The sequence below is a fragment of the uncultured Thiocystis sp. genome (genome assembly GCF_903866365.1).
In the GTDB taxonomy this organism is placed as follows: domain Bacteria; phylum Pseudomonadota; class Gammaproteobacteria; order Chromatiales; family Chromatiaceae; genus Chromatium.
The window spans coordinates 26085-36763 of the sequence record NZ_CAIPNF010000050.1 but is presented as its reverse complement, the minus strand read 5'-3'; the positions used below and the strand labels follow the sequence as shown (position 1 = coordinate 36763).

Sequence of the window (10679 nt, the reverse complement as noted above, 5' to 3'; positions counted from 1 at the left end):
CCTGATCTTGGGCGTGCTGGTCAGCGTTGCCGAGGGGCCGCATGCCGCCGCCGATCTCTGGGGCGAGCGACTGGACGGCGTGGTGGTCGCTACCCAGGAATCCGTCCGCGTCGAGACGGCGCGCGCCAGTGGGACGCGGACCAGCCGGCAGGTCGTGCGCCATCGTTACGGACTCATCGTGTGCTACCGCGCACCGGATGCCCCTGGACTGGGGGCGGGCACACCCTTGGATCCGGCGATTCGCGCCGCGGTCGGCGAGCCGGCGTCGGAAGCCGACCGCTTATGCCAGCAGGCACCGGGCGATGGTGTTTTACGGCAGGTCGAGGTACGGCTTGACGAGGCAGCGCACGACGCCGCGCGACCGGGTCGTCCGGTGAGGCTGAAACGACTGCGTCCGTTCGGGTTGCTGGAATGGACGTGGCCCGTCGATGCACCGCTGCTGCCGATGCTTCCCCGCCCTTCATTCGGCCGTCACGAGCCACCCATGTCGATACCGGCGCAGGTGATGGCCGTCACCATCGACACGAAAGGCCGTGGACTGTTGAGCCGCCGGGCGCGCGCGTATGCCGTGCCGGTGGCGTATGTCCGGCTGCGCTACGTCGCGCCCGGTCATCCCGATGGCGTGGAAGGCGTGGACCGCGTGGACGCGCCCTCGGTCAGCGAACTGACGGCGGGTAGCTCGGTCGTCGTCACGATCGCCGCCGACGCGCCCCGTGCCCCGCGATTGGTGGGGGCGGAACGCTCCTATTGGTGGCGCAACGTGCGCGACGATCTCCTGATCATCATCGCGATGATCGGAATTGCCATCCTCATTGCCGGTGTGCTGAAACGTCGCAGCAGGGGCTGAGGCACAACGGATATCGCTTGCCAGCCAGCCCCATTCTGATGATCGTGCGTTTTTCAAATAACCCCGAGCGCCCATGTCTCCATCTTCCCCGACCGCGCGCGGCGGCGCGCGCCCTGGCGCCGGCCGCAAGCCTGGGTCCGGCCCCCATGGCGAGCCCACCCAACCCATCCGACTGCCGGTCAGCGCCGTCCCGGCGGTGCGCGCCTGGCTCGCGACGCGCTCCAAGACTGCCATTCCGGCGGAGGCGCTGACTCTCAGTGCTGCACCGACACATCTGCCTCTCCCACTTTACAGCGCCCGCATCTCCGCCGGGTTTCCCTCGCCCGCCGACGATGACCTGGAGGGCACTCTCGATCTGAACGAGCATCTGGTCCAGCATCCGGCCGCGACCTTCTTCGTGCGGGTGCAGGGCGAATCGATGATTGGCGCGGGGATCCATCACGGGGATCTGCTGGTGGTCGACCGTGCCCTGGAGGCGACGTCAGGCGCGATCGTGGTGGTGGTGGTGAATGGCGAACTGACCGTGAAGCGGCTGCGGATCGCGGGCGAGCGGGTGTGGCTGCTGGCGGAGAACCCCGACTACCTGCCGCTGGTGATCCGCGAGGGGATGGAGCTGTTCATCTGGGGCGTGGTCGCGCATGCCGTGCGCTCGTTCTGAGCGCCATGTTCGCCCTGGTCGACTGCAATAACTTCTATGCCTCCTGCGAACGGCTGTTCCGCCCCGACCTGGAGGGGCGGGCCATCATCGTCCTGTCGAACGCTGTGCGCCCCGGCGCTGACGGTGTTCATCGCTGGAGGCGCATTTCGAGGCCGCCCGCGCCCCGGTACAACCTCGCACCGAGCAGCCCGCTATTGGCGGTGCGGGTCCATCCGGACGGGAAGCGTGTGATCACCCGACTGCATTGGGGACTCATCCCGAGTTGGGCGAAGGATCGCAAGATCGGCTACCGCACCATCAATGCACGGGCCGAGACGGTGGCCGAGAAGCCGGCGTTTCGGGCGGCCTTCAAACAGCGCCGCCGCCTGATCCCCGCCGATTCCAGGATCTGCATCAACTTCATCAAGACCCACGCCTGATCGAAGACCGCACACACACCCGCGGATGAACCCGACGATCCGGTTGCCGGTGGTCGCGAACGTCACACGCCCGTCCAGTGCTGGCGTGGCACCAGGGTTCCTGTCGTCCGGACGCCCTGTTTTGGGGCGTGGGAGGCGGCCGTCTCGGAGGCCAGCACCATGCACAGACCAAAGGTGGCGAGCCCCGTCCCGACAAAGACCCACCCCAAGCCCTCGGCGGACAGGAGCATGAACAGCGCCCCGAACAGGACGAGGGTCAGCGACAGCGCCAAGACCGGTCCGCCACAGCAACGGGGGGAAAAGAACGTCGTCAAACGCATCATCGTCGGCTCCTCTCGGCGGAACGTAATCCGCGTCTATCCAGTGAGCGATACGGGAAATCGCAGGCAGGTGGAGTCGGAAAAACCCACCAAAAGACGACAAACTTGGTTAATTAAGGCAAGAAAAACGCCAGTTTCTGGCGATCACGGACACAGGTTAGATGTCATGCGGCGATGAGCCGTTTTGACCGAGCAGTTTTTCTGTCAACGATGAAGCCACGCCACGACCCAGCCACCTTCGAGAAAAGGGGATCCTCAATCTGTCCCTTTTCGTTCTTACCCCTCATGGCTTGCGCCACAAAGCCTGCCATCCCGACTGCCCCAGCGCGTTGAGCGTCTCGATATTGCGTTCATATATTGTCTCGGCGTCGGGGAATGCCGCCACCGCCCGTTCGATGCTCTCCTCGCGCAGCAGGTGCAGGGTCGGAAACGGTGCCCGGTTGGTGAGGTTACCGAGGTCGCCGGGTTCCGTTCCCGCGAACTGGAAGGTCGGATGAAAGCTGGCGATCTGGATCACGCCTTGCAGGTCGTGTTCCTCCACGGCCGCTTCGGCCAGCGGGAGGAACGCATTGAAATCAAGAAAGTCCGGTAGCAGCGTGGGATGGATCAGCAAGGTCGTCTCGACGGCGTCGGGGTCGGCGGCGGCCAGAAACTCCAGCTCGCGGTCAAGGTCTTCCAACAGTCCGTCCAGATGCCGCGCCCGGCTCACCACGAACCGCATCCGGTGTTTGACGTAGACCGCCTTGGCGAAAGGGCACAGGTTGAGCCCGATGACCGCCTGTTCGATCCATTCCCGGGTTGCCGCGATGATCGCCTCGTCGTTCATGAACTCGACTCCAAACCGGTGCATCATCGGATGGGGCGGCGTGCGCGCATCGGGAGCCGCCCGGACAGACTGCCGGCCTTACGCCGTGACATTGAGTTGCGTGCCCACATTGGCGGGCAAGCCCTGGGTGGAGTTGGGCAGGCTGTCCAGCAGGTGGAGGGCGGATTGCTCCTGGATGTCGATGGCTTTCTTGAGGACGGCCACCTCCACGGCTCCTTCCAGCTTATTTTGGCTCAAACTCGTCGCGAGCTGAGCGAGACCGGCGGTTGAACTGGGAATCTCCATGGAATGACCTCATGATCCGATCCCTTATCGCCACTCCCAGGAGCCGATGAGGCATCCCAAGTTCTCGACGCTTCTCTTCCAGCATGCCAGGCGCTAGCCGCCTGTCGGACTTTCCCGGTGCCGAGCGGCACGGCCGCCGGTCGAATAGGTGCATCACCCCTGAGATGCCTGAGCCGATGAGCCACTTCCGTCCGATCCTGCGTGATGTCGACTTTCTGCTTCCACCGTCCGTGCAGGACTGGCTGCCCGAAGGGCACTTGGCGCGCGATGTCGTCGAAGTGGTGGAGGGTCTGGACCTCAGCGAGTTGGAGCGAGCCGATGCCGGACGCGGCAGTCCGCCCGATCATCCGGCCACCTTGCTGTCGCTGCCGATCGATGGGTACGCCACCGGCTGCTTTTCCAGTCGCAAGATCGAGCGGGCCACGGACGACTCCTTGGCCGTTCGCTTCGTCGCCGCTAACCGTCATCCCGATCACGATACGCTCGCGACTTTCCGCCAGCGTTTTGCCCAGGAATTTGTCTTTTTCAGCCAATCCGAACGCTCAAGTCCGACAGGCTGCTAGCCGCGCCTGAACACCCGTCGCCGGTCCCGGCGCGGCGGCAGGTCAGCGAAGACAGCGCCCAGCGTTTAACCCGATGAGGAAGCTACTATGAAAGAGTTTGCGATTGAAATTCTGGATTCCTACCAGCCCGACAGCCGGGTTCATTCCATGATCCACAACCCTTGCACCGAGGGTATCGACGAAGGTTGATCATCCGCAGAGCCGATAGGGTTTTCGGCTCAAGCGGGGTTTCAACGGCCTTATCCGAGCAGATGCCGCATATCTTTGAGATCATCTGAATTCGGTGAGAAGCGACGGCCAGGCCTCGACCCAGCAGCAGCGGTGGTCGAAGCCTGGCATAACCTTGTAAGAAACTCGAGGATTCCAGGAACGGAAGCGGCGGATCGTCTCTGGCGGAACCCGGTCATCCCGAGCCCCGATGAGATGAAGCTGGCGGATGCTCGCCTCCAGCGGCCTTCGCTCGGCTGGATTCAGGGAACCGACCAGTCGGCTGTAGCCATGGTGATCAGACCAGGCATCGATATCCAGATTGGCGGCGATGGTCACCAGGGAATCCACGCCGGCCAGACGCTCGGCCATCAGCATGGCCAGCACGCCACCCCCGCTGTAACCGATCAGGGTGATCCGCCGACGCTCGTCATGCGGCAGGCTATGGGTGACCGCCGCCACCATGCTCTCGACCACCTCCTGGCTGTAGCGGCCGTGGGTCCACAGCCAGGGCGTGCAGCCGCTGGATTGGGGCCGTTGGTGGTAACAGGGCCGACCGAGATACAGCGCGGCCATTGGATCGCGCGCCATCAGCCGCAGCGCCAGCGGATCGCGGGGCGTGGGATCGGAGGCGATGCGGTGTCTGGTGTCCCAGGGACGGCCGTCTCCTTCCAGATAGAGGTGGATCCGCGGCGCGGCAGCGAGGTCTCCCTGGCGATAGAGGACATGCTGAAAACGCGTGCCGGGAGCCAAAGCGCTCTCCAGGCCGTGGGTCGCGGCCAGGGCGTCGAGCGACGATTGGGTGTCCGCGTGACTGGCGCAGCCGGTCAGCGCACAGATCCAGATCACGGCAAGCAACGCCCCAGCGAACGCCCTGATGAGCGGTTGCATGTCGACGTCAGGAGGCTGAACGTTCGGTGGGCCGAGTCAGCTCCATTCGCCCGCTCCAAGCAGGCGCGCCTGCCGCCAGGCGGGCTGGTGCGTCGGAAACAGGGGCGTGCCGGGTTGCAGGAGCGAAAGGACGATAGCGGCGGCGCTGCGCTGGCGTTGAAAACCGTCGCGCAGCACCTGCCGGCAGTACCCGACCGACACCGGCTCGCCCAGGAAGACGCGCCTGCCAGGTGGGAAGCCGGTTTGATTGGCGTCCCACCAGTCCTGCAATTTGACGGCATCCGGCCAGGGCAGGCCGTCGTCCTCGTCCATGGCGGTGTCAGGATCCTCCGGATCGTCGTTGGGGCCGGGTTCCAAACCGTCCGGCGGGGGGCGTTCGAGGTCGCGATCGGCCAGATCCAGACCCGTGACGAACGAGAATGACTCGCCCGCGAGACGGGCCAGTCGATCATCGGCCATCTGCCCGATCAACCAGGGGATGTAGTGCGCGTCGCCGGCGCTTCCGGCACCCTGAATCAACAGACGTCGATTGGCGGGATCCTGGGCGATGGTCTTGAGAAGACGGTGTGCGCTCGGCGCATCGACCGCTGTCAGCCACAGCCGCAGCGCCCGCGCTCGGCAGGGGTTCGGGTTGGCCGCGAAACCTTCCAGCACCGCGAGCGAGCGGTCGCGGTCCCCGAGCAGCAACGCCGAGGAGGCCGCCTGAAAGCGCGCCAGGTCGTCTTCATCCTTCAGCCCCTGAGCGCAGGCGGGACGCAGATCGCGCCGCCCGAGCTCTCCCGCCGCGCGGAAGGCACGGGCGCGCAGACTTGGATCAGGATCGTTGCAAGCCTCCGTCAGCATCGCACCTGGGTCGAGACGATGCATGGCACAGGCGGCAATGCCGATCTCGCGCCGAATGGACAGCCTTGACGCCAGCAACTCCGCCACAATGCCTTTGAGGTCATGGGCCGACACCCAGCCAAAGGCGGATGTGAGCCCGCGCCGCGCTTGCGGCAGCGTGGCGGCAAGCGCGAAGAGACGATCGAGACGGGTTGAATCCTTGTGCTCGATGGCCAGCACCGTCGCCGCGAACACCTCGCCGACGCCGGGTGTCTCCAGCGCGCCCGTGCACAGACGCGAGCCCGCGTCGCCCGCGACCGCGAGTCCATCGAGATGCGCGGCCAGACGCTCGTCGAGTCGGCGCAGATGATGGAGTTTGACATGGGGGGCACGCACCAGGCTGGACCGCACATGGCGCAGGATGGCCGATTCTTCGGCGTGCTGCTGGATGACGGCTGGAATGGGTTGGCGGGAATGGGCGAGCATGAGTTCATCTTCCCCATCGGTCACGCATCGATACAGGCGAATTCCGGAAGCCGTCATGTGCCATGAGATTAAGCGATGCGATGCCAGACCTGGCCATCGAAGGCCATGACATCCTGTCGGCCGATCGACCACAGCACATTGCCCGCCTGACACAGATGATACGTGGAAGGTCTCTCGCGAGACGTCATGCGCACCTCTTCCACCGTACCGTCCGCGAGCCTGAACACGCCGCGCATCGTTGCGAGATACAGGTGAGGCTCCAGCCAGGCGAGCGACCAGATGTCATGCGGGAAGGCAGCGTGCTCGATCACGCCGAGTTGGTCACCTCTCCCCGCGATCAGGATTCCCGCTTGCCCCCCAAAATAGACATTTCCATCCGTCGCACAGCAAATGCTGGTCAACGTCAGGTTGGTGGGGCTCACGATGGCATTCCAACGCTCCCCATCGAATCGAAAGATCTCTCCATTCCAACCGGCCGCATAGATTTCCGACAGCGAAAAGCCGTCGATCGCCTCGAAACCCGTGACTGCGGTCTCGTCCGACGGCAGACCGTCACCGAGCGACATCCAGATGCCGCTGTCGAGCCGTCGGTAGACCTGTCTGCCCATGCCGACCGCAAGCGCGTTCCCCGCCACCGAACCCACGGCTCGCAGTGCGCCTGGCGATCCAGTCGCGCCGGCGCTCTGCAATACGTTTTCCGCATGCACGTCACCACTGCCGAGGAACACCGCTTCGCCTTTCGGACCTAGCGCGATGAGCTGCTCGTTCGGCGACTGGCAGATGGACGCCCCGACGACCGGGAACGACACCTGGGCGTCGTCAGACCATCCCTCGCCGTCGTACTCGAAGATCGTCGACTTGGGTTGGTCCCGATTGTTGCCGGACGCATCGGTGGCAATCAGGTATCCGATGTCAGGACCGCGCACGGCGCCCGTGACATAGTCGTAGCCTTCGAGGATGGCGTGCATGACGAATACCTCCATACTTATCTCAGCCTCCGCGTGCGGTTGGCGACGACCATGTCGGCCGCTTCCACCGCATCCGGTCCCGCATACCCTTCCTGGACGCTCTTGATGGGCGTTCGATCCTTGATTCCGCAATCCCGGTGATAGGCGTTGATCTGCGACTCCAGACATTTCTCGTTGCAGCCGGACTGCGGAAAGGTCTTGGTGGCCGCCTCGATGGATTGTTGGCGTGCCGTCCCGAAATCGGTGATCTCCGTCGACAGCGTCGACCCGTTCGCGAGTGCCACGGTGCCGGATCGGGCGGATTGCGCCGCTGCCGTGCTCTGGTACGCATGCATCAACCCATGGGTACCATGATACTGGTTGGTACCCTCCACGCAGATACAGGGTGCCTTATCCGCATCGTAGCCTTCGGTGCCGCGAAGCGGCACCGAGCCGTCGGCCGGACCCCGCCCGGAATCGAAGAAAGCGCTGGCCTCGATCATGTGATGGGGCGTTTGGCCGGGGCAGCATCCGGGTTGACGCTTGGCGCCACGTCCTTTCGGCTCGTAAGGTACCAACTGACAGCGGCGCGCGGCGAGGCACTGATCGCCCGCCGTTTTCGTGGCGTACTGCTCCACCTTCTGCTCGTTGTAGAGCGGTTTGTCTGGAGGACAAGGACTGGGGCCGCCTTTTTTATGCGGCTTGAAGTCTTTGCAGGCATCGGCTTCCTTGTCCATATCCCCTGTGCAGGGATGATCGGGGGAGATGCTCATCGAGTCCAAATACGGCCAAGTCGGCGTTTGTCCGGGTCGCGATGCATGATTATGCGTTGTCAAATCGAGGTGCCGGACGGCGTTCTCGCCTTCGACCATGACGTCCATCGACCAAGAATTGAAGTAAACCTTACCGCGATGAACGCTCGTGATCACTCCCTTTTTTGCCGCGCATCCGGCCTCGTCGCCGATGCTTTTCTTGAAGTATGACTTGTCCTTCAGCATGACCTCCTTGCCGCCGATCTTGACCGTCGTGCTCCCATCCGACGTGTCCCGCGCCATGCCCGTGTTGGGATAAGGAATGGGAACGCCCGGGGGAGTCGCGGGATTCTCCGGAGGCGTCATGCACACGTCCGGAAACGCGCAGACCGCTTTACCGTCCGCCTCCTTACAGGAGATTTCGCGCCCATTCGCGAAGACGTCGTTAGCCATTGGGTAACCCATTTTGTTGGACGCATTCGGGCAGACTTGCCATCACGCACCGCTGAAACGCAAGATCGCGGCCGCTCGTCTGCCGGCATCGTTTGCGCAATGAAACAGGAGATGGGGGCCTGCCGAATATGCCTTGCGACAGGCCGCATCGGCGACCGCCAGCATCGCGATGCCTGCCGCGGCCCCTGACTCGCCGATGCATTCCGCGGGATGCCAGAGATCGAATTCCGCTTTGCGTTGCCGCAGGAGGCGCGACAGCGCCAGGGCCGCTTCCTTGAAATAATACTGCTCGCCGGAAAGATCCGCGATGCGGTCATCGAGGTCATGCAGCTCGCAGCGCGCCTCGCTCAACGCACCGCGAATGGCCGTTGCCAGACCGTCCGCCCGCAGCGGTTGGTCCGCGTCGATCGATGCCTGCTCGGTTCCGAATCCGATCCCGATACACTGCAATTCGACGGGGCCGCCGGGGCGGCTCATCAAGATGGCTCCGGCCGCCTCGCCGGGGATGAAACCGTTGGAGTTGCCCGACGACAGCAGACGCTCGGCACGCTCATAACGGCTCAAGGTGGGCCAGGTCAAGAGGCTGTCAGTCGCGGCGATCAGCACCAGAGGCGCCTTGCCGTCGTAAAGGAGTTTTCGCGCCTCGGCGAGTGCAATGGCCGCGCTGACCCGCCCCTGGGGGATGATGGCGGACCCAAGCGCAAAATGCAGACCGAGTTCCTCCTCGATCTCGACCAGCAATTGATCGTCCAGACCATCGAGCCGGCCTGGACGCTCACGCTCGGCAACGCACAGGAGCAAGGGGATAGCGGACCAATGCGCGCGCGGAATCTCATCCAGGCATTCGGCAATCGCCATCGCCGCCATTTTGACGAGCTTGGCGCGACCGCGCCACGGCTGCTCCAGCGGAACCTGATGCGCCATGATCCACTCGCCATCGCTCCCCAGGAAGCGGGTCTCGGTCGGGTTGCCGATCTTGGCGCGAATCGCGGCGCAGGCGGCGGGCGCGGACAAGCCGACGCTGGTGATCAGCCCGGTATGCTTGATGGCGATGGGTTGGGCAGTCATAGCGGTCCTAATCCGCCGAGGCCGGCGCGGGATCCGTGGCGGCGGATGGCTTGACCGGGATCGGGAAGGCCACCTCCTCGCGCGCCTGCCACCAGTCCTGCCCCTTCTTTCCCACCAGGATCTGGGCGATCTCGAACATGTTCTTTTTCAGTGGGCGGGCCACCCGCCAGGTCAGCATCAACCGCTCCTGGTCCGGTTCCAGCACCAGGGTATCCAGGGTCGCCTGGAGATCCTCGCGTTCGCCTGTCTTCGGGAAGAGGTGCACCGGTGCCTCGAAGGCTGGGAGCCTGAAGCTCCGGCGTCCATCCGGGGTCAGATTGACGAGCCCGACTTCCTGGCCGTCGAGCGGCCCCTCGATCTGCTGATCCAGTGGCGCGGCCTGATAGTAGCGTTCGTCGAAATCCGGCGGCAAAAAGGGGAAGTGCTCATCGAGCCAGTGCTGGTCATAGGTTCCGGCATAGCGGTAACGCGGCACCCAGTTGCGTCCGATCGGGCCGAAGGCCATCGGGGCATAGTCGCCGTCGGGGCGTGTGACCGGCCGATTCAGTTCCTCGGTGTTGGGCAGCAGCGCGCCGTCGAGCCAGTCCGAGCGCAGATGCCTGTGGAATCCCGTGCCGACGGGATTACGGAGAAAGGCGGCATGCTGGGCGAAATCCTCATGGCGGTTGTCGACCCCGCCGAAGGCGCGGTCGTAAGAGATCGGCATCCGGGTAAAGGGGATGGGTTCGCTCACGCTGATGCCGGTCGATGCAACCTGCCAGCAGCGCATTCCGACCACGGCGAAGCTCTTGGTGATGCCATTGACCTTCAGACCAACCGGCACCCGCTTCGCTGGACGCCCTTCCGGTGCGTAGGCGCTCCCGATCAACAGGAGATCGGCACGTGGTTTCCTGGGGGCGAAATCGACCTCGTGGATCGGCGCCGAGCGACCGGGTTCGCCGGAAAAGGTATCGGCCATCACCAACGGCATCTGTTCTTGCGCCAATTGCAGACGCTCGGAACCCGTGCGGGGGAGCACAAAGGTTCCCTTGATGACCACGACTAAAAGCTCGCGACCGCTGGGCTCCATGCCCATGGTGTAGCCGGCGACCATGCGTGTTGCATTGATGAGTTCCATGATCCCCCTAACACTCGG

The 10679-nt window shown here is 64.2% G+C and carries 12 protein-coding genes and 1 pseudogene; 4 read left to right on the top strand and 9 right to left on the bottom strand.

All coding sequences use genetic code 11. The features are described 5' to 3' along the window. The 3 genes from QZY07_RS03030 to QZY07_RS03020 form a co-directional block, all read left to right on the top strand. The coding region (locus QZY07_RS03030) for a hypothetical protein (RefSeq protein ID WP_295399620.1) at positions 1 to 847 on the top strand (847 nt) is incomplete at its 5' end. A 232-nt stretch (positions 848 to 1079) separates the two neighbouring features. After that, positions 1080 to 1505, top strand: coding sequence for a translesion error-prone DNA polymerase V autoproteolytic subunit (gene umuD / locus QZY07_RS03025; protein WP_295399623.1), 426 nt, complete (start codon positions 1080 to 1082; stop codon positions 1503 to 1505). Between the two features lie 104 nt (positions 1506 to 1609). Further along, on the top strand, positions 1610 to 1924 hold the full coding sequence (locus QZY07_RS03020; protein WP_363183642.1) for an SOS response-associated peptidase family protein: 315 nt from the start codon (positions 1610 to 1612) through the stop codon (positions 1922 to 1924). A gap of 62 nt (positions 1925 to 1986) precedes the next feature. Here QZY07_RS03020 and QZY07_RS03015 read toward each other — a convergent pair whose 3' ends face one another. The 3 genes from QZY07_RS03015 to QZY07_RS03005 all read right to left on the bottom strand — a co-directional run bounded on the left by QZY07_RS03015 (position 1987) and on the right by QZY07_RS03005 (position 3355). After that, complete coding sequence (locus tag QZY07_RS03015; RefSeq protein WP_295399619.1) at positions 1987 to 2247, bottom strand: hypothetical protein; 261 nt, start codon at positions 2245 to 2247, stop codon at positions 1987 to 1989. A 280-nt stretch (positions 2248 to 2527) separates the two neighbouring features. Further along, entirely contained in the window at positions 2528 to 3070 is a 543-nt protein-coding gene (locus QZY07_RS03010) for a DUF1415 domain-containing protein (protein WP_295399618.1), read from the bottom strand. 78 nt (positions 3071 to 3148) lie between these two features. After that, the gene (locus QZY07_RS03005) at positions 3149 to 3355 is read right to left on the bottom strand and encodes a YjfB family protein (RefSeq protein WP_295399617.1); all 207 of its coding nucleotides are present in this window, start codon (positions 3353 to 3355) and stop codon (positions 3149 to 3151) included. A 176-nt stretch (positions 3356 to 3531) separates the two neighbouring features. Between QZY07_RS03005 and QZY07_RS03000 the strand changes: the two are divergent. Continuing rightward, a pseudogene (locus QZY07_RS03000) lies at positions 3532 to 3870 on the top strand (transposase); the annotation flags it as partial. 318 nt (positions 3871 to 4188) lie between these two features. On the opposite strand, the gene QZY07_RS02995 reads toward QZY07_RS03000, so the two are convergent. The 6 genes from QZY07_RS02995 to QZY07_RS02970 form a co-directional block, all read right to left on the bottom strand. After that, positions 4189 to 5016 carry an alpha/beta hydrolase gene (locus QZY07_RS02995; protein WP_295399616.1) on the bottom strand — a complete coding sequence of 276 codons (828 nt, stop codon included), beginning with the start codon at positions 5014 to 5016 and terminating at the stop codon, positions 4189 to 4191. A 36-nt stretch (positions 5017 to 5052) separates the two neighbouring features. Further along, complete coding sequence (locus tag QZY07_RS02990; protein WP_295399615.1) at positions 5053 to 6324, bottom strand: TIGR02270 family protein; 1272 nt, start codon at positions 6322 to 6324, stop codon at positions 5053 to 5055. Positions 6325 to 6392: 68 nt separating this feature from the next. Beyond that, complete coding sequence (locus QZY07_RS02985) at positions 6393 to 7292, bottom strand: hypothetical protein (protein ID WP_295399614.1); 900 nt, start codon at positions 7290 to 7292, stop codon at positions 6393 to 6395. A 17-nt stretch (positions 7293 to 7309) separates the two neighbouring features. After that, complete coding sequence (locus QZY07_RS02980; protein WP_295399613.1) at positions 7310 to 8476, bottom strand: PAAR-like domain-containing protein; 1167 nt, start codon at positions 8474 to 8476, stop codon at positions 7310 to 7312. Positions 8477 to 8518: 42 nt separating this feature from the next. Beyond that, a complete protein-coding gene (locus QZY07_RS02975) occupies positions 8519 to 9544 on the bottom strand; it encodes a hypothetical protein (protein WP_295399612.1) in 1026 nt (341 codons plus the stop codon). Between the two features lie 7 nt (positions 9545 to 9551). Continuing rightward, a complete protein-coding gene (locus QZY07_RS02970) occupies positions 9552 to 10661 on the bottom strand; it encodes a DUF2169 domain-containing protein (RefSeq protein WP_295399611.1) in 1110 nt (369 codons plus the stop codon). Positions 10662 to 10679 lie beyond the last annotated feature (18 nt).

What these genes read in the sequence shown, in the direction of transcription:
- QZY07_RS03015 (WP_295399619.1), bottom strand. Translation starts at nt 2,247, where the DNA reads ATGATGCGTTTGACGACGTTCTTTTCCCCCCGTTGCTGTGGCGGACCG.
- QZY07_RS03010 (WP_295399618.1), bottom strand. Translation starts at nt 3,070, where the DNA reads ATGAACGACGAGGCGATCATCGCGGCAACCCGGGAATGGATCGAACAG.
- QZY07_RS03005 (WP_295399617.1), bottom strand. Translation starts at nt 3,355, where the DNA reads ATGGAGATTCCCAGTTCAACCGCCGGTCTCGCTCAGCTCGCGACGAGT.
- QZY07_RS02995 (WP_295399616.1), bottom strand. Translation starts at nt 5,016, where the DNA reads ATGCAACCGCTCATCAGGGCGTTCGCTGGGGCGTTGCTTGCCGTGATC.
- QZY07_RS02990 (WP_295399615.1), bottom strand. Translation starts at nt 6,324, where the DNA reads ATGCTCGCCCATTCCCGCCAACCCATTCCAGCCGTCATCCAGCAGCAC.
- QZY07_RS02985 (WP_295399614.1), bottom strand. Translation starts at nt 7,292, where the DNA reads ATGCACGCCATCCTCGAAGGCTACGACTATGTCACGGGCGCCGTGCGC.
- QZY07_RS02980 (WP_295399613.1), bottom strand. Translation starts at nt 8,476, where the DNA reads ATGGCTAACGACGTCTTCGCGAATGGGCGCGAAATCTCCTGTAAGGAG.
- QZY07_RS02975 (WP_295399612.1), bottom strand. Translation starts at nt 9,544, where the DNA reads ATGACTGCCCAACCCATCGCCATCAAGCATACCGGGCTGATCACCAGC.
- QZY07_RS02970 (WP_295399611.1), bottom strand. Translation starts at nt 10,661, where the DNA reads ATGGAACTCATCAATGCAACACGCATGGTCGCCGGCTACACCATGGGC.